Annotated in this window: 17 protein-coding genes and 1 tRNA gene; 13 read left to right on the top strand and 5 right to left on the bottom strand. The window is 64.0% G+C overall.

Annotated features, from left to right (window positions below; translation table 11 throughout):
• Nucleotides 1–66: 66 nt before the first annotated feature.
• Nucleotides 67–5,682: a DNA repair ATPase gene (locus CLI93_RS05745; RefSeq protein WP_095995985.1), complete on the top strand. Its 5,616-nt coding sequence runs from the start codon at nt 67–69 to the stop codon at nt 5,680–5,682.
• Between the two features lie 57 nt (nt 5,683–5,739).
• Here CLI93_RS05745 and CLI93_RS05740 read toward each other — a convergent pair whose 3' ends face one another.
• Nucleotides 5,740–6,246 carry a DUF2478 domain-containing protein gene (locus CLI93_RS05740; protein WP_238946139.1) on the bottom strand — a complete coding sequence of 169 codons (507 nt, stop codon included), beginning with the start codon at nt 6,244–6,246 and terminating at the stop codon, nt 5,740–5,742.
• 193 nt (nt 6,247–6,439) lie between these two features.
• The gene (locus CLI93_RS05735; protein ID WP_238946646.1) at nt 6,440–7,057 is read right to left on the bottom strand and encodes a helix-turn-helix domain-containing protein; all 618 of its coding nucleotides are present in this window, start codon (nt 7,055–7,057) and stop codon (nt 6,440–6,442) included.
• A gap of 60 nt (nt 7,058–7,117) precedes the next feature.
• On the opposite strand from CLI93_RS05735, the gene CLI93_RS05730 reads away from it, so the two are divergent.
• Entirely contained in the window at nt 7,118–8,575 is a 1,458-nt protein-coding gene (locus tag CLI93_RS05730) for an L-lactate permease (protein WP_095995983.1), read from the top strand.
• 127 nt (nt 8,576–8,702) lie between these two features.
• On the opposite strand, the gene CLI93_RS05725 is transcribed toward CLI93_RS05730, so the two are convergent.
• Both CLI93_RS05725 and CLI93_RS05720 read right to left on the bottom strand, forming a co-directional pair.
• A complete protein-coding gene (locus tag CLI93_RS05725) occupies nt 8,703–10,670 on the bottom strand; it encodes a TonB-dependent receptor domain-containing protein (protein WP_095995982.1) in 1,968 nt (655 codons plus the stop codon).
• 509 nt (nt 10,671–11,179) lie between these two features.
• Nucleotides 11,180–11,680, bottom strand: coding sequence for a hypothetical protein (locus CLI93_RS05720; protein ID WP_143326442.1), 501 nt, complete (start codon nt 11,678–11,680; stop codon nt 11,180–11,182).
• Nucleotides 11,681–11,804: 124 nt separating this feature from the next.
• Here CLI93_RS05720 and CLI93_RS05715 point away from each other — a divergent pair, with 124 nt between their 5' ends.
• The 5 genes from CLI93_RS05715 (at nt 11,805) to ubiB (ending at nt 15,984) form a co-directional block, all read left to right on the top strand.
• Nucleotides 11,805–12,095 (top strand): H-NS histone family protein, encoded by a 291-nt coding sequence (locus CLI93_RS05715; protein ID WP_095543135.1) that lies wholly within the window; start codon nt 11,805–11,807, stop codon nt 12,093–12,095.
• A 346-nt stretch (nt 12,096–12,441) separates the two neighbouring features.
• Nucleotides 12,442–13,416 carry an NAD(P)H-dependent flavin oxidoreductase gene (locus CLI93_RS05710; protein WP_095543136.1) on the top strand — a complete coding sequence of 325 codons (975 nt, stop codon included), beginning with the start codon at nt 12,442–12,444 and terminating at the stop codon, nt 13,414–13,416.
• A 48-nt stretch (nt 13,417–13,464) separates the two neighbouring features.
• Nucleotides 13,465–13,539 (top strand) — tRNA-Arg (locus CLI93_RS05705).
• Between the two features lie 145 nt (nt 13,540–13,684).
• Nucleotides 13,685–14,398 (top strand): hypothetical protein, encoded by a 714-nt coding sequence (locus tag CLI93_RS05700; protein WP_238945887.1) that lies wholly within the window; start codon nt 13,685–13,687, stop codon nt 14,396–14,398.
• 17 nt (nt 14,399–14,415) lie between these two features.
• A complete protein-coding gene (gene ubiB, locus CLI93_RS05695; RefSeq protein WP_095543137.1) occupies nt 14,416–15,984 on the top strand; it encodes a ubiquinone biosynthesis regulatory protein kinase UbiB in 1,569 nt (522 codons plus the stop codon).
• A 113-nt stretch (nt 15,985–16,097) separates the two neighbouring features.
• On the opposite strand, the gene CLI93_RS05690 is transcribed toward ubiB, so the two are convergent.
• Entirely contained in the window at nt 16,098–16,946 is an 849-nt protein-coding gene (locus CLI93_RS05690) for an IclR family transcriptional regulator (RefSeq protein WP_095543138.1), read from the bottom strand.
• 293 nt (nt 16,947–17,239) lie between these two features.
• Here CLI93_RS05690 and CLI93_RS05685 point away from each other — a divergent pair, with 293 nt between their 5' ends.
• The 6 genes from CLI93_RS05685 (at nt 17,240) to CLI93_RS05660 (ending at nt 24,512) form a co-directional block, all read left to right on the top strand.
• The gene (locus CLI93_RS05685) at nt 17,240–18,955 is read left to right on the top strand and encodes an FAD-dependent oxidoreductase (RefSeq protein ID WP_095543139.1); all 1,716 of its coding nucleotides are present in this window, start codon (nt 17,240–17,242) and stop codon (nt 18,953–18,955) included.
• A gap of 24 nt (nt 18,956–18,979) precedes the next feature.
• A complete protein-coding gene (locus CLI93_RS05680) occupies nt 18,980–19,744 on the top strand; it encodes an SDR family NAD(P)-dependent oxidoreductase (protein WP_238945889.1) in 765 nt (254 codons plus the stop codon).
• A 70-nt stretch (nt 19,745–19,814) separates the two neighbouring features.
• Nucleotides 19,815–21,011 (top strand): ABC transporter substrate-binding protein, encoded by a 1,197-nt coding sequence (locus tag CLI93_RS05675; RefSeq protein ID WP_095543140.1) that lies wholly within the window; start codon nt 19,815–19,817, stop codon nt 21,009–21,011.
• Between the two features lie 71 nt (nt 21,012–21,082).
• A complete protein-coding gene (locus CLI93_RS05670) occupies nt 21,083–22,006 on the top strand; it encodes a branched-chain amino acid ABC transporter permease (RefSeq protein ID WP_095543141.1) in 924 nt (307 codons plus the stop codon).
• Complete coding sequence (locus CLI93_RS05665) at nt 22,003–23,784, top strand: branched-chain amino acid ABC transporter ATP-binding protein/permease (RefSeq protein ID WP_095543142.1); 1,782 nt, start codon at nt 22,003–22,005, stop codon at nt 23,782–23,784. The genes CLI93_RS05670 and CLI93_RS05665 overlap by 4 nt, the downstream gene beginning before the upstream one ends.
• Nucleotides 23,785–23,801: 17 nt before the next feature.
• Complete coding sequence (locus CLI93_RS05660; RefSeq protein WP_095543143.1) at nt 23,802–24,512, top strand: ABC transporter ATP-binding protein; 711 nt, start codon at nt 23,802–23,804, stop codon at nt 24,510–24,512.
• The last annotated feature ends 29 nt before the right edge of the window (nt 24,513–24,541 follow it).

The following is a 24,541-nucleotide window of genomic DNA, read 5'->3' as shown; positions in this document are numbered from 1 at the left end:
GCCTGCGCCGGGCCACCACTGAACCAATACCCGGAATCTGCGCATCCGCCGCAAGGAACACCAGGCATGACCACACAACAACAGCAGCCCCAGCAGTCCGCAGCAGCCAACGCCGACCACGCCGTGGACCAGGCCGTCGCCAGCGGCGGCGCGTATGAGGTTTTGCGCAAGCGCCTGGCCGAGCAGGGCGCCAGCTTGCAGGCGCTGGCGGCGGACTTGAACGCGCAGCGCCTGGCCGAGTTTGGCGCCAGCCAGATGGGCCTGCTGGGCCGCGTGCGGGTGCGCACCGAGCACAACTGCGTGGGGCGCGACATCGTGCAGCTGGGCGAGCTGATGGTGTTTGGCTACAACGTGTTCCTGGGCATCAAGCAGGAGACGCGCGTTGAGGATGTGTTCGCCGTCTATCGCCTGCACGAAGGCGCGGCGGGTTCTGCCGGTGATGGCAGCGAAGGCGGCGCGGGCTACGACGTGGTGCCGGTCGATGCGGCGCAGACTTTTCTGGGCCAGCAGAGCTTTGTGCAGGACTTCCGCGAGCTCTACACCTACTACAAGGGCGCGCGGCTGCTGCAATTGCGCGTCAAGGACGGCAAGCTGCTGGCGGCGTTTCAGATTGGCGAGCGACTCTCGGACGTGCGGGTGTTTCGCTGGTCCATCTCGCCCGATGGCCGCCAGGTGCAGTACATCGACAACCGCGGCGAGCGCGACATCGCCCTGCCCGCACCCTACGATTTCGAATGGACTGCTGCGGGCCGGGCCGACGTGGTGCAGGGCCGCCACCCGCACATCAATGTGCTGGATACGGTGTTCATCGACACGCTGGGCGGCGAGCTGACGGTCAAGATCGAGAACAACACCAACGATGGCCTGGGCATCTGGCGCGAGGCCGTGCAGGACTCCACCCAGTCGCTGGACGACGCCAAGCTGGAATACGCCCGCGTGGGCAGCCTGATCCTGCTGAAGGTGCTGCCCTACCGCGAGGAGCAGTGGCGTTATCTGGTCTACAACACGCTGACACAGAAGGTGCAGCGCATTGATGCCATCGGCCTGGCCTGCATCCAGTTGCCCGAGGACCACGGCATCATCTTCCCCGGTGGCTACTACCTGCAAAACGGCGAGAGCCGCAGCTTCGGTCAGGACATGGGCGGCATGCGCTTCAAGCGCAGTTACCGCTCGCCCAACGGCGAGGACGTGCTCTACGTGTTCTACGAGCCCGAAGGCGGGCGCGTGGCGCTGTTCACCTACAACCTGATCGCGCGCGAGCTGCAAGCGCCGCTGATCGGCCACGGCTACGCGCTGCTGGAGGACGGGCGCATGGTGCTGTTCAGCTCCGAGTCCGACGAGCCCACGCGCATCCACCCGATGCAGATCTGGCGCACGCCGTTCGCCACTGAGGAATACGCCGCGCGCCAGCCCGCGCGCCACACGCCGCTGGGGCGCATCGGCAACGCCGAGCTGGTGCGCGGCATCTCCGAGCTGTACAGCCTCACGCGCGAGATCGAGGCCGAGGAGATATCCAGCGGCCGCTACGGGCGGCTGATCGACACCTCGCGCCGCCTGTTCGAGCGCTACCACTGGATGGAGCAGGGGCTGGAGGGCGCACTGCCGGGGCTGCCGCGCGTGCTGCACGAGATCGTCGCCAGCGGTGAGGCGGTGCTGGACGAGTACGAAAAGGTCGAGAGCATCCGCAGCGACACGCAGCGCCAGACGAACGAGGCCGCCACGCGCCAGCGCAGCCTGCTGGGCGAGATCCGCCGCGGCGATTTGCGCCACACGCGCGATTACGTGCAGGCCTTGGCCAGCCTGGGCGCGCAGCGCGGGCGGTTGATGAGCGTGCGCGAGCTGCGCTACGTCGATGCCGCCGCCGTGGATGCCCTGCAAGCCGAGCTGGACGCCGCCCACGCCGAGACGGCCCAGCGCACGGCCGAATTCCTCGCCAGCGACGAGGCCCTGGCCCCCTACACCGAGGGGCTCAAGCAGCTGGATGAGCAGGTCGCCAAGGCCCAGACCACACCCCAGCTGCAAGAGCCGCTGGCGGCCATGCAGGCCATGTCGGCCGAGCTGGACACGCTCTCCGAGCTGATGGCCGTGCTGCGCGTGGACGACCCCACGCAGCGCACCCGCATCGTGCAGGGCATCTCCGAGATTTACGCCGCGCTCAACCAAAGCCGCGCCCGCACCGAGCAGAAAAAGCGCGGCATGGGCGCGGCCGAGCAGGTGGCGCAGTTCGGCGCGCAGTTCGCGCTGTTTGGCCAAAGCATCGCCAGCGCCCTGGCCCTGGCCACCGACCCGGAAAAATGCGACGAGCAACTGGCCCGCCTGCTGGTGCAGCTCGAAGAGCTGGAGAGCCAGTACGGCGAGCACGAGCAGTTCCTGACCGACATCATCGCCAAGCGCGAGGAGCTGCTGGAGACTTTCGAAACCCACAAACAGGCCCTGCTGGACGATCGCCAACGCCGCGCCCAGGGCGTGTTCGACGCTGCGCTGCGCATTCTGGAAGGGCTGCCGCGCCGCACCGAGCGCATGGACGGGCAGGACGCGCTCAACGCCTTCTTCGCCGGCGATGCGCTGATCCTCAAGCTGCGCGAGCTGGCCGAGCGCCTGCGCGCGCTGCACGACCACGTCAAGGCCGACGACATCGAGGCGCGCCTCAAAGGCATCCGCGACCAGGCCCTGCGCGCACTGCGCGACAAGAGCGATTTGTTCGAAGGCGACGGCAGCGTCATCCGCCTGGGCCGGCACCGCTTTTCCGTCAACACCCAGGCGCTGGATTTGACGCTGATGCCGCGCGGCGACACGCTGCATCTGCACCTGACGGGCACGGACTTCATGGAGCCGCTGCACGCGCCCGAGCTGGCCGCGCTGCGCCCGTTCTGGGACGTCTCGCTCGAATCCGAATCGCCCCAATTGAGCCGCGCTGAATACCTGGCCCTGCAAATGCTGCAAGCAGCGCGCCAAACAGGGGTGGGAGCAGTGGGCACCACAGGCACCGCCAGCCAGGGCGGCGAAGGCGGCGAGCCAAGCGGAGAAGCCGGCGCCGCCGCCCCCAGCCGCGACCAGCTCATGGCCTTGCTGCCCAAGCCCGAGGAGCTGGTGCGCGCCGTGCGCGAATTTGCCGCGCCGCGCTACCGCGAAGGCTATGAGCGCGGCATCCACGATCACGATGCCGCCCTCATCCTGCAAGCGCTGCTGCCGCTGCAGGAGCAGGCCGGCGTGCTGGCGCACGACGCCCGCGCCCGCGCCCTGGCCGTGCTGCTGTGGAGCAGCCTGAGTGCGGGCCTGGATGGCGGCGCGGAGCCGGGCTTCAAACTGGCCGCCCAAGCGCGCCATTGGCCCAGCCGCGCCCAGGGCGCCGCCGCCATGCAGCAACTGCTGGGCAGCGCCCAGGCGCGCACCGCACTGGAGCAGGAAATGGCCCAGGCCCTGCTGGCCTTTGCGCGCAGCCAGCAGCTCGAAGCCGTGTTTGCGCCGGCCGACCTGGCCGCCCAAGCCGACTTGGACGATCCGACCCAGCCCAGGCCACAGCACAGCAATACCGCCCTGCAATCCCTGGCCGCCCAGGCCGCGGCCTATCTGGCCGAGGAGCTGGCCGGCCCCGCCAGCGGCGGCGCGGCGCGGCTGCACTTCTCCAGCCAGGCGGCAGCCTTGCTGCACAGCCTGCAAGAGCGCCTGCAACCCCAGGGCCGCTGGGCCGAGCTGCACGCCACCCTGCACGATGCCGAGCAGCCGCTGGCCGTGCGCTTTGCCCTGGCCGTCCAGTGGCTGAGCGCCATCGCCCAGGCCGAGGCCAGCACATCCGCCAAGAACGCCCAGGCCGCGCTGGACTACGTGCCCGAAGCCGCCGCCCTGGCCCTGCTGCACGAAGGCACGGCGCACGAGGTGCTGCACGTGCCGCTGCGCACCACCGTCACCGGCCTGCTGGGCCAGCACCCGCGCATCCACGATGGCGCGCTGGAGCTGGGCGTGGACGACTTCGCGCGCCGCGCCCACTGGCACACCAACCACTTCGTGCCCGGCCTGCGCCGCTACCAGCAGTTGCGTCAGGACATCCTGGCCGAGCAGCGCGCGGCCATGCGGCTGGACGAGTTCAAGCCCCGGCCGCTGGCCAGCTTCGTGCGCAACAAGCTCATCAACGACGTGTACCTGAGCGTCATCGGCGACAACCTGGCCAAGCAAATGGGCACCGTGGGCGAGCACAAGCGCACCGATCTGATGGGCCTGCTGATGATGATCTCCCCACCCGGCTACGGCAAAACCACGCTGATGGAATACGTCGCCAGCCGCCTGGGGCTGATCTTCATGAAGATCAACGGCCCGGCGCTGGGCCACGAAGTGCGCAGCATCGACCCCGCCCAGGCGCCCGACGCCACCAGCCGCCAAGAGCTGGAAAAGCTCAACCTCGCGCTGGAGATGGGCAACAACGTCATGCTCTACATCGACGACATCCAGCACACCCACCCGGAGTTTTTACAGCGCTTTATCTCGCTGTCGGACGGCACGCGCCGCATCGAGGGCGTCTGGCGCGGGCGCACCAAGACCTACGACATGCGCGGCAAGAAGTTCTGCATCGTCATGGCCGGCAACCCCTACACCGAATCGGGCGAGGTCTTCAAGATCCCCGACATGCTGGCCAACCGCGCCGACGTCTACAACCTGGGCGACGTGCTCGGCGGCATGGAGGAGACCTTCAAGCTCAGCTACATCGAAAACAGCCTGACCAGCAACCCCACCCTGGCGCCGCTGGCCACGCGCGATCTCAAGGACCTGTACCTGCTCATCGGCAAGGCGCAGGGCCGGGAATTCTCCGCCGGCGACCTCAGCCACGACTACAGCGCCGCCGAGCTGCGCGAGATCGACGCCGTGCTCCAGCGCATGCTGGCTGTGCGCGAAATCGTCTACCGCGTCAACCAGCAATACATCGCCAGCGCCGCCCAGGCCGACGCCAACCGCACCGAGCCGCCCTTCAAGCTGCAAGGCTCCTACCGCAACATGAACAAGCTGGCCGAGAAAATCACCAGCGTCATGAACGAAGCCGAAATGCAGCAACTGCTGGACGACCACTACCTGGGCGAAGCGCAGCTGCTGACCACCGGCGCAGAGGAAAACCTGCTCAAGCTCGCCGAGCTGCGCGGCCACATGAGCCAAGCGCAGCAGGCGCGCTGGCGCGAAATCCAGCTCAACTACCAGCGCACGCAAGCCATGGGCGGCGCCGATGCCGACACCGGCGGGCAAATCGTCGCCCAACTCATCGACCTGGTGCGCGCCACCCGCGCCCAGGCCGAAGCCAGCGCCAACCAGCCCGCCGCCCCCTGGGCCGAACTGCTGGCCAGCCTGCAACAACTGGCCGCCGCGCAGCCGCCTGCCGCACAGGCTGACGCCGCCAGCCCAAGCCAGGCAGAAAAAGACCTGGCCGAACAAACCAGCCGCCTGCTGGCCGCGCGCGAGCTGGGCCACCTGGTGGCCAGCGCCCTGCAACCCGTGCAAGACCACCTGGCCAACAGCCGCCGCCAGCAGCTGGGCCTGCACCGCGTCATGCTGCAAATCGCCGCCGCCATCCAGGAGCAGCTCGACATCCTCAACGCCAAAGCCGCGCCACGCGACAAGGAGCGCGTGCGCCACACCGAAGTGGTGGACAAGGCCTTCGACAAAATGGTGCGCACCGAACCGCCCAGCCCTGCGCCATGATGGCGTCGGGCCCATTGCCGCTTAGAGCGTGTTATGCAGCGGCCTTGAACGAGATACTCAGGGCAGGTGTTGCCACCACTGCTCCAAGGCTTGCACGTCGGGCGGAAGCTGCATGCCCATACCACCGCAAAAAGCCTGCCACTCGGGCAAAAAACGCTGATCCACGGCCGTGAGCAATGGAATGCCAGCAGCAGCAGCGGCAGCAATTTCCTGGCGCAAGCCGGAGCCTTCGATCTCAATCTTGCCAAAGCGGTTGGCCACGATCAGATCGGGCTGCTCATGCAGGGCGCGACGCAGCACGACGCTGGCTGCAGCCACCCCTGCTGCATCCAGACAGCAGGCTTGCGACCCCTTGCCCAGCACCTGAGAGATCAGATAACGCTGGCCACCTTGCACATCCACCAATTCCATGTGGCGCTGGCAAATGCTGCTGCCATCAGCAGCCGTGTCAGCCTGCACGACGCTGTCCTGAAGCAAGCCACGCACACGGACGCCACGAGCCTGCAAGCGTTGCACAAAGGCTTTGAGCACAGGCTCGGCAATGCCGTGCCCATCGTGCAACACCGCTGCCAAGAGGGCACTGGGTCTAGGTCGTTCAGGTTTTGCTGTCATTGAGCGCCTGTTCAAAGTTTCGGTGCAAGTGGGCACAAAGCAGTTTTTCGAGGCAAAAGCCGCAGATGCAAGGCGAAAACGCGGCAGCTGTGGAGTTTTGACCGAAAACACCGCCGCAAGACTAAATCTCAACAACCCCTAAACCTCAACAGGCCCTGGGCTCGGCCACGATCAGCATGACGCGCGCCGCGCTGCGCCCGGTGTTGCGAAAGCGGTGCGCCACGTCCGCGCGCAACGTGGCGGTGTCGCCCGGGCCCAGGCGAACGGCCTGGCCATCCAGCTCAATCTCCACCGTGCCCGAGACGACATGGAAGGTCTCGCGCGTGCCCGGGCCATGGGGTGCGAAGGTGCCGGTCTGCGCGCCCACGGGCAGCGTGTAGGCCACCCATTCCACCCCCGGGGCCGGGCGCGCCAGCGCCTGGCGCTGCACACCCGTGGCCGGATCGACGTAACGCACCCCATCGGCCGCACGCGTGATGTGGTGGCCGACCGACCCAGCCTGGCCCAGCAGCTCGGGCAGCTCGCGCCCCAGCGCCTGGGCGATGGCCAGGCCGTAGTTCAGGCTGGTGGCCAGGGCGCCGCGCTCGATGCGCGAGAGCGCGCTGCGCGAGATGCCGGTGGCCTCGGCCAGTTGCTCCAGGGTGATGCCGATCTCTGCGCGGCGCGCGCGCACGGCCGCGCCGAAGGCGGCGTCGTGTCGGCCAGGCCCTGGCTGGGGCTCCTGAGGCTCGCCGGGCAAGGGGTTCATCAGGGTATTTGCCATGTTTTTTAATTTCTTATCGGAAACTAAAATTGCAGATAAGGAATTTCAGGAGTGCATGTCATGTGGTCCCTGGCGGCATTTTTACCCGTTCTTGCGGTGCTGGGCGCCTTATTGCGCGGCTGGCCGTCATTGCGCGCAGCCCTGCTGGGGCTGGCTGTGGCGCTGGCCCTGGCGGCGACCCAGCCCCTGACGGGCGGCAGCCTGCCGGGCACGCCAGCGCTGGCATCAGCAGCTTGGCATTGGCTGCCAGTGGTGCTGGAGGTGGCGGGCATCATCGGCGGCGGCCTGGCGCTGAGCCAGCTGCTGCAAGCCAGCGGCGCGCAGGCGGCCCTGGCCGGCTGGCTGCGCCAGCGCGCCGGACAGGGCGTGGGGGCGGCGCTGCTGGTGGTGCATGGGGCGACGCCATTTGCCGAGTCGGTCACCGGCTTTGGCATTGGCGTGACGGTGGGTATTCCGCTGCTGCTGCACCTGGGCCTGGCGCCAGCGCGCGCGGCGCTGGTGGGCCTGCTGGGGCTGTGCGCCGTACCCTGGGGCTCGATGGGGCCGGGCACGCTGATTGCTGCACGCATGGCCGAGCTGCCTTTTCAGGCACTGGGCGAGGCCTCGGCCTGGCTGAGCCTGCCACCCTTTCTGGTGGCGGGCTGGGGCGCGGCCTGGCTGGCCGGGCAACCGGGGCAGCGCGGCCGTGCGCTGGGGCTGGCCACGGCCTCGGCACTGGCGTTGTGGCTGGCCGTGTGGGCCTGCAACCGGCTGGCCGGCACGGCGCCAGCTGGGGCACTGGGGGCCTTGCTGGTGATGCTGCTGCACCTGATGCGCCAACGCGGCGCCTGGCCGCCGCTGCCGCAGGCAGCCTTGCTGGCTCTGCAGGCCTATGCGCTGCTGCTGGGTGGGCTGCTGCTGGCCGCGCAGGGCCTGCGCGCCGCCGGGCTGGCGGGCAGCGCCTGGATGGCGTTGGCATCGCCCGCGCTGTGGCTTTGGCTGGCCACGGCGCTGACGGCCTGGCGCGTGCAGCGCGGCAGCACGCCCCTTCCAGCACTGCAGTGGCGCGGCCTGCAGGCCCGCGTGCTGCACGGCTGGGCCCTGGTGGCTGCGGTGGCGGTGTGCTACATCCTGCTGGGGCTGGTGATGGCGCTTTCGGGCATGGCCGCCCGCCTGGCGCAGGCGTTGGCCGGACTGGGCCACGGATATGCGCTGGCAGCGCCGTTCGTCGGTGCGCTGGGCGGCTTCGTCACCGGCTCCAACACCGGCTCCAACACCGGCGCCAATGCCATGCTGGCCGACACTCAGGCGCGCATCGCGCTGCAAATGGGCCTGCCGCTGCTGCCCTTCATGGCGGCGCACAACGTCAGCGCGGCACTGCTGCTCATGGCCTCCCCGGCGAAGGTGGAGATGGCCGTGCAGCTGTGCCCGCCAGAGGCTGCCGGCCAGCGCGCCTGGGTGCAGCGCCTGGTGCTGCTGGCGGCGCTGCCCTCGGTATCGGTGCTGGCACTGTTTTGCGTGGCGCTGCTGTGGTGGTGAGCTCTGCTGCCGAGGCCATGAAAAAGCCACGGCAGGGCCGTGGCTGTGGGGGCGGGAGAGCACGCGGGGCGCGGCAGAGGCGATCAAACCTGGCCGCGCACTCGCGCGCTGAGCGCAGCGAGAGTGATCAGTAGCGGTAGTTGACGCTCAGGCGGAATTCGCGGCCTGGCTCGGGCAAGGCGTTGTTGCCCGAACGCTGGCTGTGGTTGCGGTAGAGCTTGTCGGCCACGTTGTGCACGGCGAAGTTGACGTGCAGCGTGTCCTTGCCCAGCGGCATCCAGGTGGCGTGCAGGTCGTGCACGCCGTAGCCGCTGCGCGAGACGGGCGTGCCACTGCCACGGGTGGCGTTGATGTAGCTGCCCTTTTGCGCATAGCGACCGCGCCAGCCCAGCTCCAGGTTGAAGGGGCGGTAGTGGTAGCTCAAGCCGGTGGTCCACTGGCGGCCCATCGGGATGGCCGTGGCCACCGAATCGTAGGTCGCACCGTTGAGCTTGGGCTTGCTGTGCGCCACGCCCAGGCGGGCCGTCAGATCGCGCCAGCGGTAGCTGCTGTTGAGCTCGTAGCCGCGGTTGGTCAGTTCGCCGTTGTTGCGCACCAGCCGGTATTCGCAAACCCGCTCCACACAGTTCATGCCGGCAAAGTTCTGCAGATCGCGGATCTTCTGCTGGAAATAGCTGCCGGAAACAGCCAGTCCGCCATCGACCCAGTCAAAACCAATTTCCGAATTCTGCGAGCGCTCGGCCTTCAGATCGCGGTCGTAGCGCACAGGCGTGCTGGCCAGCAGGGCCTCGTAAAAACGCGGGCTGCGGCTGGCGCGGTTGTGGCTGATGTTGAAGGACAGGGTGTCGGTGGCATCCCAGATCAGGCCGACGCTGGGGTTGACGTTGCCATCCGAATGCTTGGCGCCTTCGTTGGACTTGAGGCTGAAGCGGTCATAGCGCAGGCCGGTGGTCAGCGTGATGGGGTGCCAGCTCCAGATGCCTTCGACGTACAAGCCGGCGTCGGTTTTCTCTTGCTTGCCCAGCCCCGCGGCCTTGGAGCCCGTGGAGTCAGCCTGCTGCTGGCGCAGGTTCACGCCGTACTTGATGCGGTGCGCGCCCAGGCGGCTGCTCAGGCGCAGGTTGCCGGCATTGGTGTCGATGTTCGCCGTCGAGGCCTGCAGGCGCCGGCCAGCGCCACTTTTTTGCTCGGAGCGGATCATCGAGGCATTCAAATCTAGGGTGTCGATGAAGCCCAGCTGGCCGCCACGCAACGCCGCTGTGGTGGTGTCCACCGTGCGGCGGCGGTGTGCAGGATCGTCGTTGGCGGTGTCGAAGAAAAACTCCTCGCGCAGATTGCGCAAACCCGACTCCTGCTCGCGACGGTGGCTCAGCGTCAGACGCAGGTCGTCACTGAAATTCACCCCGGCCTTGGCCATGAAGCTGCGTCCATCGAGCGCGCTGTTGCCGATCTCGCGGCCGCTGCCGTCCTTGTAGTTCTGGTCATCGACGCGGTTGCCTACGAACAGGCCATCGAAATTGCCGCTGCGGCCATAGACGGACAGCCCGCCGTTGCGGCCCTTGTTGGTGTTGATGCCGCCATTGACGCGAAAGCCCACGTCCTGGCCATCGCGCAACAAATCCAGTGCATCGACCGTAGTGGCCTCGATCTTGCCGCTGGTGGCACCAATGCCCGAGCTGGCCGAGCCCGTGCCCTTCTCGATGCCGATGATCTTCACCAGCGCCGGATCCATCATGAAGCGGCCCTGGTGGTGGAAGATCTGCGCATCGCTGGAGGCATCATCGACCACGTAGTCGATCTGATCCTGCCCCATGCCACGGATCGTGACCCACTGCGACACTCCATTGCCGCCGCCAAACTGCACCGCCGCCTGGTCGGCCAGCACCTCCTTCAGGTCGGTGTCGGTGCTGCGCTCCTGAGCACGCCAATCCTCTACAGGCTCAGCCGTGGGGGCCTGGCCCTGCACCTGCACGGCAGGCAATTCCGCATCCTTCTTCGATGCATCAGACGGCTGCTGAGCATGGGCAAAACCCGCCAACAACGCCACCTGCAAAACACTCAGACGAAACAAAGGGGTGCTTTTCAGCGCGGACATAAAACTCCTCAGTGAGAAAAAAATCTTCGCTTGCCCAGCATTACGCAAAAGGGCATGCGCGTGGTGCAAAAAAACAACACGGTGCGCAACCGCGCCTCCATCCCATGGCGCGGTTTGCCGCAAGCAACACGCCTGCCCGCCCGGCCCAGGCCGCAAAAACGGCGCGGTTAAAACCGCGCCGCGCATCCCGTGCTCAAGCCAGAGCCGGGGCACTGTTTCTGGCCTGTTCTCCCAAAGACCCTACCCCCCTGCAAGCAACATGCCTGCGAACGAAAAGACCAGGATCTAAAATAAGAATAGCAACGATTCGCTTCATTATAATGCTATCGATCTTGCACCAATCGCCACGGGCCATACCCACGCCCTGGGTAAGGGCTCCGTCCCTGCTCTGCTTCTCTGCCCTAGGCACAAGCGCGAGGCGCTCCGCCTGCGACTTTGCTGCGCCATGGCCAGGTTTTAATGCTGCACAAAACCTGGCCTTCAGCTGAAGAGGCAGCACACCTGAATGCTCATGCCCTTGCCTTGCTTAATTTGTGACAGATCAATGACAAGGCTGCAACCAATTCAATCTGCTCTTGATCTGCACCCGACAAGGCAACATTGAAAGAAAATTTATATTCAGGATCTCCCAAGGGCTGTTCAATTTCTTGGACAAGTGGGCAACAAGCCTCTTCAAATGGAATGCAAAGCACAGCAGCCAAGCAACGCTGGCGTGGAAGTTTTTTTGACTTTCCGAGCTGTAGGCGCCCAGCAACCCTAAGAGCCTGTTCAAAATCTCGGCGCGGGTGGGCAAGAAGCGGTTTGGGATGGGCTGCAAGGCGCAAAACGCAGCCATAGCTGGGGCCATGGAGAGGCTTTGCAACGCAGCAGAGCTGCCCAAATCCGCTCTCTTGACCGCCGCGCAAAGATTTTGAACAGGCTCTAAAAGCACCCACCTTTACCAAACAGCCTAGAAAATTCAAAGATGTTTTACGACCAGTGCGTGTTGTGAATGAAAATTCTGCGCTCAAAGGCAACGCCGTGCGAACAGCGCAGACTTGCCGCCTGACAAGTCATTTAAACAACCTCCGCTTTGCGATACAATCGCTCAATAACTGATTAACCTCTCATTCTTAAACTTAGTGGAGATTCCTGATGTCTGAATTAACCGCACTCCTTCAACAGCGCGAAGAATTGGAGCAACGCATTCAAAAAATTCGTGAGCAAGAGCGCGCCCAAGCCATTGAACAGGTGCGCGCCATTGTGCAAAAAAATGATTTGAGTGTGGCGGATGTGTTCGGCAACAGCAAGGCTAACCGCCAGCCAGGAGCCGCCAAGAAAGTAGCCATCAAATACATGAACAAAGCCACAGGGGAAACCTGGACAGGCCGCGGCAAGCCGCCCCGCTGGATTCAAGGGCTGGATCGCGAACAATTCAAGGTTTGATGTTGCAGGGCCAAGCCTGCAAAATTTGACTGCCTTCACGGCCACCTTTGTAAGAGGTGGCCGTGTTGTTTTGGAGCTCTCGCAACCAGCACAAGGCAAACGCCTGCCATGCCCGCAGTTGCAGTCCGCTTTGACATGAGGCATGAGCGCCCCATGGCCCAACAGGCCCATCCCAGCTCATCTGGCGCTGTCGCATGGGCTGCAAGCCATGCATACGGCTGGCAAGGCGAGTGGCTCTAGAATCAGTGGCCAATCCTGGCCCGCGCCTGCCCACCTGCCACGCAGCAGCACACAGCCGTCCACCAGGCCCATCGCCAAATGGCTTTTTGTCGATTCAAGGATTTTTATGTCACGTATTCCCGCTGTTTTGCAGAATCTGCGCCTGCCCGTCATTGGCTCGCCTTTGTTCATTATCAGCAACCCCAAGTTGGTGCTGGCCCAATGCAAGGCGGGCATCGTGGGCTCCATGCCGGCGCTCAATGCCCGGCCCGCTTCAGTGCTGGAAGATTGGCTCAAGGAGATTACCGAGGGCATCGCCGAGCACAATGCCAAAAACCCTGAGCGCCCGGCCGCGCCCTTTGCCATCAATCAGATCGTCCACAAAAGCAACAACCGGCTTGAGCAGGATATGGAGTTGCTGGTCAAGTACCGCGTGCCCATCGTGATTACCTCGCTGGGCGCGCGCCCTGAAATCAATGAAGCAGCGCACAGCTATGGCGGCATCGTGTTGCACGATGTGATCAACAACGCCTTTGCCAAAAAGGCCATTGAAAAAGGCGCCGATGGGCTGATCGCCGTGGCTGCCGGCGCTGGCGGTCATGCGGGCGTGAAAAGCCCATTTGCCCTGGTGCAGGAAATCCGCGAATGGTTTGACGGGCCTTTGGCGCTGTCGGGCGCCATGGCTACGGGCGATGCGATTTTGTCGGCCCAGGCCATGGGGGCGGACTTTGCCTATATGGGCTCGGCATTCATCGCCACCGATGAGGCCAACGCTTCACAGGAATATAAGCAGGCCATCGTCGATCACACGTCGGACGACATCGTGTATTCCAGCCTGTTCACTGGCGTGCATGGCAATTACCTGGCGCCCAGCATCCGCAATGCCGGGCTGGATCCAGACAATCTGCCCGAAGGCAATTTGAAGGACATGAGCTTTGCCACTACCAGCGACGGTCAGGCGCAGAAAACCAAGGCTTGGCGCGACATCTGGGGCTGCGGCCAGGGCATTGGCGCCATCAAGGCCGTGACCTCCACCGCCGCCCTGGTGGATCGGCTGGAGCGCGAGTACCAGGCTGCGCGCCAGCGCTTGCAGCTGGGCTGAGGCCGTGTCAGAGCCTGCGACCAGTACAATCCGCGCCCGAGCCCGGCCCTCCCCGTAGTTCAATGGATAGAACGAGCGCCTCCTAAGCGCTAGATACAGGTTCGATTCCTGTCGGGGGGACCAGCCCACGGCACGGGCAAACGCCCAAACCCGCCTCGCCCTTTCGCAGCCAGGCGGGTTTTTTTGCCCTGCGAAGGCCGGGCCAGTGGCCGCGCGAGAAAGCCGCAAGGCCCAGCATGGCGGCCAACTTCAAGCACAATCGGGGCCTATGGCAATACAGTCCCCACTCTCTTTTCTGAGCAACATCGCCAGCAGCATTGGCAAAAGCATCACGCTGCCGGCCTGGCTGATCGAAGAAATGCAGCGCCGCATGGTGCTGCTGCTCAACCACGTGCTGCAGCAAGAGCCCCAGGCCCAGCAGCGTCTGGCCAAGCAACAGGGCAAAACCATCTACCTGAGCTGGCGCCAGTTCAACGGCCAGGTGCGCATCACGCCCGCAGGCCTGCTGGACCTGGACAGCACCCAGCAAAGCAGTGATCTGCTGGTTGAGGTGGCCGAGCCCTCCATCAGCCAACTGGCCCGCCACGCCGCCCAAGGCGAGCGCCCGCCGATCCGCATTGCCGGCGATGTGGCCCTGGCCAGCGAGCTGAACTGGGTCATCGACAACGTGCGCTGGGATGTGGAAGACGATCTGGCGCGCCTGGTCGGCGATGTGCCAGCGCACAAGCTGGCGCAACTGGGCCGCATCGTGGCCGATGCGCTGCGCAAGTTCGCCCAAGGCGCATTGGCCACCTGGGGCGGCTTGAGCAGCCGCACGGGCACCGGCGCCGCCCCAGCACCGGCCACCGGCCAAGGCCATGCCGCCGAATATCCGGTCGCCGTCGTGCGCACCGGGCCCGCCAACGATGCGCCAGCGCCGGCTGCGGCCGCGCCCAATTCACCCGACTCGCCCGCCGCGCCCACCCAGGCGCCGCAAGCCTGAACGCCGACAGCACCGCCATGAGCAAATTGCTACGCGGTTGGGCCATCGTCTGGGTGGTATTGCGCTATGGCCTGGATGAAATGGTGCTCACCCAATTGCGCAGCAGCTGGGCGCAGACGCTGGTGCGCCTGCTCTCGCGCGGGCGCAATCTGCAGGCGCCGCGCGGCCAACGGCTGCGCCTGGCGCTGGAGCAGCTTGGCCCGATCTTCGTCAAATTCGGCCAGGTTCTTTCCACGCGGCGCGACCTGATGCCGCCAGACATTGCCGACGAGCTGGCGCGGCTGCAAGACCGCGTGCCGCCGTTTGACAGCGAGTTGGCCGTAGCCATCATCGAAAAAGCCTTCGGCCGCCCCATCGACGCCGTCTTCACCAGCTTCGAGCGCCAGCCCGTGGCCAGCGCCTCCATCGCGCAGGTGCATTTCGCCACCCTGGTGGACAAGCACGGCCAAAGCCATGACGTGGCCGTCAAAGTACTGCGCCCGGGCATGCTCAAAGTCATCGAGAAAGACCTGGCGCTGATGCACATGCTCGCCGGCTGGCTGGAAAAACTCTCCGCCGATGGCAAGCGCCTCAAGCCGCGCGAAGTCGTGGCCGAATTCGACACCTACCTGCACGACGAACTCGACCTGATGCGCGAAGCGGCCAACGCCGCCCAGCTGCGGCGCAACATGCAAGGGCTGGATCTGGTGCTGATCCCCGAAGTCTTCTGGGACTACTGCCACACCGACGTCATGGTCATGCAGCGCATGACGGGCGTACCCATCAGCCAAACCGAAACCCTCAGGCAGCACGGCGTCAACCTGCCGCAACTGGCGCGCGATGGCGTGACCATCTTCTTCACCCAGGTGTTTCGCGACGGCTTCTTCCACGGCGACATGCACCCGGGCAACATCCAGGTCAGCCTCGACCCGCGCAGCTTCGGGCGCTACATCTCGCTGGACTTCGGCATCGTCGGCACACTGACCGACTTCGACAAGGAATACCTGGCGCAAAACTTCACCGCCTTCTTCCGCCGTGACTACAAGCGCATTGCCGAACTGCACGTCGAAAGCGGCTGGGTGCCGGCCAACACCCGCGTGGCCGAGCTTGAAGCAGCCATCCGCACCGTCTGCGAACCCTACTTCGACCGCCCACTCAAGGAAATCTCGCTGGGCGTAGTGCTGATGCGCCTGTTCCAGACCTCACGGCGCTTTCACGTCGAAATCCAGCCGCAGCTGGTGCTGCTGCAAAAAACCCTGCTCAACATCGAAGGCCTGGGCCGCCAACTCGACCCCGACCTCGACCTGTGGAGCACCGCCAAACCCTTTCTGGAAAAGTGGATGGTCGATCAGGTCGGCCCCAAGCGCCTATGGCAAGAACTGCGCAATGAAGCGCCGCGCTACGCGCAAATCCTCCCAGCCCTGCCGCGCCTGGTGCAGGACTTCCTGCAGCACAGCGTGCAACAACGCGACCAGGAACTGCGCCGCCTGATCGAAGAGCAAAAACGCACCAACCGCCTGCTGCAATCGCTACTCTACGGCAGCCTGGGCTTCGCACTGGGCCTGTTGCTGCTGCAGGTTTACCTGCGTATCCGGCTCTGGGGGTGATTGGGTTCAAAGCCACGATGCTCGGGAAGATCTGCAAGGCACATCCCGACTCATGCAGCCGCACAGCCGGGCCAGTTGGCACGGCCTGCCTTTGCAAGCCATACCGAAGGTGGCTATACCCTCCCAGCCTTGGAGCTCGCTTGCGCCAAGCTGTGCGCAGGGCTTCCCAGACGCTTTGAAACCTCCTGGGCACAGGCCCGCACAGCATTGGCCTGAGGTCCATTCCAATGGACGTCAAAGGCGCGCGTGTGCCCCATCAAGGTCACACCGAGCACGATGTTGCCGGAGTAGTCAAACACTGGCGCGGCAAACGAACACACTCCTGGGGTGGGGTTGTTCACGGCGCGTGAGACGCCGTGCTTGCGCACCTGTTTGAGCATCTCCTGCAACTCATCGGCATCAATCGGTTTGGCAATGTCCGGCCCAAGGCGACGCTCATCTTCGAGCAGTGATTCCTCGATCAGCTTGGCCGGCAGATAGGCAGCAAACAAACGCCCTGTGGCCGTGCCCGCCAAAGACATGACGGTGCCGGTGCGAATATTGGTGTGCAGTGGATAGATCGCATCAAAGAGAAACACCATGGTCGGCCCTTGATTGCCCCAAACGGACAGCCCAACGCTGTGACCAGTTTCCCGCGCCAGGGCCTGTGCGTAGGGCGTGGCCTCGCGCACGGGATTGAGCATGCGCAAAGTCACCAGGCCCAGCTGCATGGCCGTCGGGCCGAGCCAGTAATAGCCAGTAGATGGCTCCTGCGTAACCAAGCCCAGCTTGGCAAAGCTCACGAGATAGGGGTGGGCCTTGCCCGGGGCCATGTCCGCCGCCTTGGCCAACTCCCTCAATGGCATCGGCCGGCCCTGGGCGCCAAGGGCCAGCAACAGCTGCCCACCGACCTCGATCGACTGAATGCCACGGCGCCCTTTTTCGGGCGCGAGCCCACTGCTTGCTGCATCGGCTGCAGGCATGCCTTTCTCCTAACGGTTGGGTTGAATCCATCGCGCTTGCATGACGCAGCTGGCGCACGGCACTACTGCCGCGCCAATATACAGCCCCCAGCCACGTTTTCTGCGGCCACCAACCTCCCGGCCCCAATGCTGCGGTGCGCTGCTTTGACACCAAGCCCGAGTCCGCCGATTACATCAAACAATATCAAGTGCATACATCAAGGGTAAACCATTAGTAAATAAAACATGGATTAGTATTAAGCTAATTTATACAACCAAACCAGGAATGACCGGCGATGGCAAGGGATGAAGCAATGAGCGAGCAGGAATCCATGTATGACGTTCTGGTGATAGGCACCGGCGCTTCCGGTATGTCAGCAGCCATCACGGCTGCTCACCAAGGCTTGAAGGTATTGGTCGTGGAGAAAGCCCCCGTCTATGGCGGCACGACGGCACGCTCGGGCGGCTGGCTGTGGATTCCTGGCACCGAACTGGCCAAGCAGCAAGGCATTCATGAGCCTGTGGATGCTGCGCGCAGCTATTTGCAGCATGAGACAACGACGCACTTTGATGCCGACCGCGTGACCGCCTTCATCGAGAACGGGCCCCAGGCCATCGATTTTTTTACGAACAACACCTGCGTCCAGTTCGACATGCCGGCTGTGTTTCCGGACTATCACGCCGAAGCACCTGGCGGTCAGCCCGGTGGACGCTCCATGGTGACGCGCCCTTTCGATGCCAGAGAACTTGGGCAACACGTCGCGCAACTGGCACCACCCGTGCCGGAGCTGACGGTGTTCGGCATGATGCTGGGATCCGGCAAGGAGCTCTGGCATTTCCTGCGCGCCTTCAAGTCATTGGAGTCCTTCTGGTATGTCGCCAAGCGCTTTGGCAAGCACTTCGCCGACGTGCTGCAGCACGGCAGGGGCATGACACTGACCAATGGCAATGCGCTGGCTGGCAGACTCTTCAAGGCCGGTCTGGATCTGGGCATCCCCGTTTGGCTCAACTGCCCAGCGCAAAAGCTCATCACCGATCAAGGTCGGGTCGTGGGCGCGACGGTGGTTCGCGAGGGCCAGCCCACAGACCTGCGCGTGCGCCGTGGGGTCGTGCTCGCCTGCGGCGGCTTTCCCCATGACATTGAGCGCCGCAAGCAATTGTTCCCGCATGCGCCCACCGGCCATGAGCATTTCACTCCGTCACCAACGCCCAATACCGGCGATGGCTTGCGCCTTGGCGAATCCGTCGGCGGCTGGGTAGACCCAACCATCCCCAATGCCGCCGCCTGGTGCCCTACATCGATCGTCAAGCGCAAGGATGGCACCGATGGGGTCATGCCGCACTTCATCGATCGCGCCAAACCGGGGGTGATTGCCGTCACGGCCCAGGGCAGGCGCTTCACCAATGAGGCCCTGTCCTACCATGACTTCATCCAGGATTTGGTGAAAGCCTGCGCCGGCAGCCCTGCTGTGAACTGCTGGCTGGTGTGTGACCACGCGCATTTGCGTGAATACGGCATGGGCGCAGTGGCTCCATTTCCGCTGCCCATTGGCAAGCATTTGAAAAGCGGCTACCTCAAGCGGGGGGGCAGCCTGCAAGCGCTGGCGCAAGCCATCGGCGTCCCCCCGGATGCCTTGCTAGAGGAGGTCGAGGCATTCAACCGCGATGCCATATCTGGCACCGACACCCGATTCGCCAAAGGCAGCACTGCCTACAACCGCTACCAGGGCGATGCGCTGGTCAAACCAAACCCTTGCATGGCGCCAATCCAGCATGGCCCGTTCTATGCCATCCAGGTCGTTGTCGGAGACATTGGCACTTTCGCCGGTCTGGCCACGGACCAGCATTGCCGAGTCTTGCAAAAAGACGGGCAACCTGTGCGGGGGCTGTTCGCGGTCGGCAACGACGCCGCCAGCATCATGGGCGGAAATTACCCCGGCGCGGGCATCACGCTCGGCCCGGCCCTCACCTTTGGCTACATCGCCGGGCGGGCATTGGCCAACCAGGCAGCACTGCCCACGAGCGCTTGAACAGCGCATCCAAGGAGCGGCCCAATGGAAATCACCGCATGCATGGCTCCCAGAATCCTCGATGGGCGCATTGCCCTCGTCACCGGAGCGGGCCAAGGCAATGGCCAAGCCATCGCGCAGGGCCTGGCAAAAGCGGGGGCTCAGGTCATCGTGACGGATTTGGATGCCCAAAACGCGCAGACTGTTGCAGCGCAAATTCATGCTACAGGCGCTCAGGCAGTGGCCCATAGGCTGGACGTGACTTCTCAAGACGAATGCCAAGCGCTGGCAGCGCAAGTGGGCGACATTGACATCCTGGTCAACAACGCCGGCATGCTCATTCGAGAAGGTCTGGACAGCCCGCAGGCCGCATCGAACCTGCAGCGCACGCTCAATGTCAACGTGATGGGAAGTTTTTTCCCGACCCTGGCTTGGCTGGACGCGCTCAAACGCAGGCGGGGCGTGGTCATCAACGTAGCCTCCATCGCCTCTTGCGTCGGTATCCCCAATGTGGTGGGTTATTCGCCATCCAAGGGCGCCGTCAGGCTGATGACCCAGGCCATGGCGGTGGAGCTGGCTCGACATGGCGTACGGGTCAATGCGATTGCGCCCGGGGTGATCGACACCCCAATGACGGCCTACACGCGCGGCGCTCCCGAGCGCCTGGCCCCATTCATGCAGCGCACACCCATGGCCCGTGTCGGGCAACCGCAGGAGCTGGTGGGTCCGGTGGTGTTTCTCGCCTCGGACATGGCCAGTTATGTCACAGGCGTCACCTTGCCCGTGGACGGCGGATTCCTCGCCGCTTAGTGCATGGGATGCGCTCTCGACCCATGGGCCTGTTCACTTTGAATCACAACATCCAACAAGGAGACAAGCAATGCGCATTTCTCAACTCTTCAAGCGAGCCTTGCTCACAGCCGGTTTGGTGGCCACGGCCATGGCCAGCGCACAAGACATCAAGCTGGGCTACAACGGGGATTTGTCAGCATCGCCCTCTGCCCAAAGCGGGCAGGCGGCGGTGCTGGGTATGGAAGCCGCCATCGCGGATCTCAACGCAGCAGGCGGCGTATTGGGAAGAAAGCTGGTGCTGATCACCCGTGACGACGCCTCGGCGCCTCCCAAGTCGATTCAGAACATGAGCGAATTGATCGACCGCGAGAAGGTGGCTGCCGTATTCGGCCCAACCAACTCCGGCAACGCCATGGCCTGGAAGCACATTGCCAATCAGAAAAAGATTCCCGTCATCGGCAATGTGGCGTCCGGCACCGACATCACCAAGCCCATGGGCGCCAATGCCGAAAACTACATGTTCCGCATTTCTATGGTGGACCGGGAACAAGTGGCAGCCCTGATGGCCTATGTGAAAAAGAATGCGCAGCAATCCAAACGCATCGGCTTGATGGCAGAGACGACGGGCTATGGGCAAGGCGGGCTCAAGGATCTGGAGGAGATTGCCAAGCTGCAAGGCATCAGCGTTGCTGCGACTGAGCGTTTTGGCGTGGGCGATACGGACATGACTTCCCAGCTGAACAAAATGAAGTCAGCCGGCGTGGACACGGTGGTGGTCTGGGCACAGGGCACGCCAATCGCGCAATTGGTGCGCAGCATGGAAAAGATCGATTACTTCCCGCTGGTACTCACCTCCTGGGCGGCCGACAACATCACTTTCTATGACGCCGCAGGCAAGAACCTGGCAGAAAAACCCATCTTCATGCGCACGGTGGCCGATGCCTACACCCCTGCGCAGCAGGCCCTCTTCGAGCGCATCTCGGCCAAGCTCAAGGCGCCCGGCTCCTTCTCCTTCGCCCTGCATGGCTACGACTCCGTGATGCTGTATGCCGCCGCAGTCCGGCAGGCTGATAGCACCGACGGCAAGGCCGTGCGCCAAGCGCTGGAGGATTTGCAAGCGCCCGTGCAAGGCCTGCTCAAGACCTACGAAAAGCCTTTCAGCGCCACAAATCACGAAGCCTTGAAGGCCGAGGATTTCGTCTGGATTCGCTGGAAGGACGGCAAGCTCGCGCCCTACTCGGATGCGGTCATTGAAGCGCTGAGCAGCGCTGACTTCAAGAAATAAGCACCCACAAAAATGCTCTAAGCCACCGGGTTGTAACCGTGCCACCCGGGACCCTCGCTCTGGAGTCAACCATGACAGAAGCGATCTTGCAATCCATTCTCAGCGGCTTGGCCGTCGGCGGCGCATACGCCCTGGTTGCCCTGGGTTTCAGCATCACGTTCACGACCACCAAGACCTTGAACTTCGCGCATGGGGAGTTCGTCTCGGCAGGGGCATTCATCAGCATGAGCGCCTTGTTCTTGCTGCTGGGCATGCCCGCGACCTCAACCACCTTCGGCCAGACGCAGCCTGGCACAGGGGCCCAGCTATTGGCCTTGGCAGCCGCCCTGGGCGTCATGGGTGCTCTTGGCTGGCTGCTGTACATCGTGGGCGTGCGCCCCTTTGCGGGTCGCCCCGGCATGGCCTGGGTCATGAGCACTCTGGGCTTTGGCGTCATTTTGCAAAGCATCGGCCTGGCCATCTGGGGCCCCAAGCCTGTGGTCGTGCCCAGCCCCTTGGGTGATTCGGTCATCCGCGTGCTGGGAATTGGCGTGCGCCCGCAAGAGCTGCTGACGCTGGGTGTGGCCGTAGTCATCACGCTGGGGTTGGACTGGGTGATGAACCACACCATGGCCGGCAAGGCCATGCGCGCAGTGGCCGCCAATGGCCAAGTGGCCAGCCTCATGGGCATCAACACCAACGCGATGATGGCCGGCGCGTTCGTGATGAGCTCTGCACTGGCGGGCCTGTCGGGCTTTCTTCTGGCGCCGATCGCCCAGGCATCGCTGTTCCTGGGCCTGGCCGTAGGGCTCAAAGGCTTTTCAGGCGCGATCATCGGAGGGCTGAACAACCCCCGCGGCTGCGTCATCGGCGGCTTTGCGTTGGGCGTGCTGGAGTCACTCGTGAACCTCTGGTCTGCACAGTGGCGAGAAGTGGCCGTGTTCGCTCTCGTGATCCTGGTGCTCGCGCTGCGTCCAACCGGGCTGTTTGGCAAAGCGATGGTGGAGAAAGTATGAAGCGCTATCGACACTTGGTGGGCACGGCCCTGGTGGCTGCCACGCTGGCCGGCCTCATTGCTTTGCTGCAAAACGACTATTACCTGCGCATCATCTTCATGATGTGCGTTTACTACCTCTGCGCTGCTGGCATGAACGTGCTGGTGGGGTATGCAGGGCAAAAATCCCTGGGGCAGGCTGGGCTGTTTGCTGCAGGCGCATACGCGGCGGCGCTGCTCACCACGCGCACGGACATCAACCCATGGTTTGCATTGGTTCTTGCCGCAGGCGCATCAGCCGCTTGCGGCGTGCTCATTGCCCTGCCTTCGCTGCGCGTGAAAGGCCCATACCTTGCCATGGTGACGCTGGCATTTGGCATCGTGGTGGAAAAGCTGGTGAGCGAATGGACCGAAGTGTTTGGCGGCGCACAAGGGATTTATGGCATCAGGCCCTTGACCTGGAATGCACAGCCGCTGACCTCGCAGCAATGGGTTTGGCTGGGCATTGGCCTGTGCGCACTGACGCATTGGCTGCTGCGCAATGTGCTGCAGGGGCGCTTTGGCCGGGCCCTGCAATCGCTGCAGGCCGATGAGATCGCCGCTGCATCGGTCGGTGTGCGGGTCTATCGCGCCAAAGTCATGGCCTTTGTCATTGCGGCCGTGACCTGTGGCATCGCAGGGGCTCTGGTGGCCCAGCAAAACCAGTACATCAACTCGGACTTCATCACATTCCATCTGTCGATCTTCATTTTGCTGCTGGTGCTCTTTGGTGGCCCCGGGTCGCAATATGGCCCATTGATCGGTGCCGTGGTGCTGACATTGGTCGATGCCATGCTGGCGCGCTGGCCATCGGTGCAGCACTTGCTCTACGGCGTTTTGCTGCTGTTTGCGCTCTACGTGATGCCAGGCGGCGTGGCGGGCCTGTTCTCCAGGTGGCTTGCGCCCAAGCCCGACGCACCTGCTGCCAACCAAGAAGGCGACACCTCGCCCTTGCAATCTGACACGGACCACGACAGCGCATTGCTGGTTGCGCAGGGCGTGACCAAAAGTTTTGGCGGCGTCAAGCCCGCGCAGGACGTGTCCTTTGATCTGCAGCGCGGGCACATCCACGCCTTGATCGGCCCCAATGGCGCTGGCAAGAGCACCATGATCAACATGCTCACCGGCCTGCTCAAGCCCTGTGCAGGTTCGATCCGCTTTCTCGGGCAGGAGATCTCCGAGCACCCGGTACATGCCATTTGCCGCATGGGCATGGGCCGCACCTTCCAGAACCTGCGGCTGTTTGGCGACTTATCGGTTCTGGACAATGTGATGCTGGGGCACCACTGCCGCATGGGCAACGGTTTTTTTGCCTCGCTGCTGGCCTTGCCCAGCGCCATCCGGCAGGAAGCCGCCACGCAAGCCTTGGCCCTGCAGCTGCTGGATCTGGTGGGCCTGCTGCATTGGGCCCACCATCGGGCGGCCAGCCTGCCCTACGGCCTGCAGCGCCGCGTTGAATTGGCCAGGGCCCTGGCCACGCAGCCGCAGCTTCTCTTGCTCGATGAGCCCGCTGCCGGCTTGAACCCTCAGGAGACAGCGGAGTTGGGCGAGCTGCTGGTGCGCATTGGCCAGCATGGCGTGACCATTCTGATGGTCGAGCACCACATGGACCTGGTCATGTCGATCTCCGACCATGTGATCGTGCTGGACTACGGCGTCAAGATCGCACAAGGGCAGCCTGCACAAGTACAGGCCGACCCCCGTGTCATTGAGGCCTATCTCGGTATCGATGAGCCGGGGCCCAGCCCCACCGTGGCATGAGCAATAGGGGGGGCAATATGCTGAAACTCGAAGCAGTCCAAGTGGCCTACGGCGCGATCCAGGCCATCAAAGGCGTCAACCTGCAGGTCCATGCCGGTGAGGTGGTCACGATCATTGGCGCCAACGGCGCAGGCAAAAGCACGCTGCTGAAATGCATTTGCGGCCTGGAGCCCGCTGCCGCAGGCCGCATCCGCTTCAATGGCAGCGACATCACCAAAGTCAAGGCGCATGAGCGCGTCGGGCTGGGCATCGCCATGTCACCTGAAGGGCGTGGCGTTTTTGCAGACCAGACGGTGCGGGAAAACCTGCTGCTGGGTGGCTACACGCGCCGCAGAAACACGGCACAGATTGAAGCCGACCTGGAGCGCGAATTCCAGCGCTTTCCCCGCTTGCGCGAACGCCAGCACCAGCTGTCCGGGACGCTGTCTGGTGGAGAGCAGCAAATGCTGGCCATTTCGCGCGCACTGATGAGTGCACCCCGACTGCTGCTGCTTGACGAACCATCGCTTGGGCTGGCACCGCTGGTCATCCAGGACATCTTCCACGCCATCGAGCAGTTGCGTGCATCGGGCCTGACCATTTTGCTGGTGGAGCAAATGGCCAAGCAGGCCCTGGGCGTGGCCGACCGCGCCTACGTGCTTGAAACCGGCCGCATCACGCTAGAGGGCACAGGGCCTGAACTGCTGAACAACCCCAAGGTCAAGGCAGCCTACCTGGGCACGCACTGAAATCATCAACGCACTGAACAAGGAACACC

The sequence above is a fragment of the Vandammella animalimorsus genome, from assembly GCF_002288875.1.
GTDB classification, from domain to species: Bacteria; Pseudomonadota; Gammaproteobacteria; order Burkholderiales; family Burkholderiaceae_C; genus Lampropedia; species Lampropedia animalimorsus.
This window is presented reverse-complemented; position numbering and strand designations above follow the sequence as displayed.

What these genes read in the sequence shown, in the direction of transcription:
- CLI93_RS05710 (WP_095543136.1), top strand. Translation starts at nt 12,442, where the DNA reads ATGTCACGTATTCCCGCTGTTTTGCAGAATCTGCGCCTGCCCGTCATT.
- CLI93_RS05680 (WP_238945889.1), top strand. Translation starts at nt 18,980, where the DNA reads ATGGAAATCACCGCATGCATGGCTCCCAGAATCCTCGATGGGCGCATT.
- CLI93_RS05670 (WP_095543141.1), top strand. Translation starts at nt 21,083, where the DNA reads ATGACAGAAGCGATCTTGCAATCCATTCTCAGCGGCTTGGCCGTCGGC.
- CLI93_RS05665 (WP_095543142.1), top strand. Translation starts at nt 22,003, where the DNA reads ATGAAGCGCTATCGACACTTGGTGGGCACGGCCCTGGTGGCTGCCACG.
- CLI93_RS05715 (WP_095543135.1), top strand. Translation starts at nt 11,805, where the DNA reads ATGTCTGAATTAACCGCACTCCTTCAACAGCGCGAAGAATTGGAGCAA.
- CLI93_RS05730 (WP_095995983.1), top strand. Translation starts at nt 7,118, where the DNA reads ATGTGGTCCCTGGCGGCATTTTTACCCGTTCTTGCGGTGCTGGGCGCC.
- CLI93_RS05745 (WP_095995985.1), top strand. Translation starts at nt 67, where the DNA reads ATGACCACACAACAACAGCAGCCCCAGCAGTCCGCAGCAGCCAACGCC.
- CLI93_RS05685 (WP_095543139.1), top strand. Translation starts at nt 17,240, where the DNA reads ATGAGCGAGCAGGAATCCATGTATGACGTTCTGGTGATAGGCACCGGC.
- CLI93_RS05700 (WP_238945887.1), top strand. Translation starts at nt 13,685, where the DNA reads ATGGCAATACAGTCCCCACTCTCTTTTCTGAGCAACATCGCCAGCAGC.
- CLI93_RS05675 (WP_095543140.1), top strand. Translation starts at nt 19,815, where the DNA reads ATGCGCATTTCTCAACTCTTCAAGCGAGCCTTGCTCACAGCCGGTTTG.
- CLI93_RS05690 (WP_095543138.1), bottom strand. Translation starts at nt 16,946, where the DNA reads ATGCCTGCAGCCGATGCAGCAAGCAGTGGGCTCGCGCCCGAAAAAGGG.
- ubiB (WP_095543137.1), top strand. Translation starts at nt 14,416, where the DNA reads ATGAGCAAATTGCTACGCGGTTGGGCCATCGTCTGGGTGGTATTGCGC.
- CLI93_RS05735 (WP_238946646.1), bottom strand. Translation starts at nt 7,057, where the DNA reads ATGGCAAATACCCTGATGAACCCCTTGCCCGGCGAGCCTCAGGAGCCC.
- CLI93_RS05660 (WP_095543143.1), top strand. Translation starts at nt 23,802, where the DNA reads ATGCTGAAACTCGAAGCAGTCCAAGTGGCCTACGGCGCGATCCAGGCC.
- CLI93_RS05725 (WP_095995982.1), bottom strand. Translation starts at nt 10,670, where the DNA reads ATGTCCGCGCTGAAAAGCACCCCTTTGTTTCGTCTGAGTGTTTTGCAG.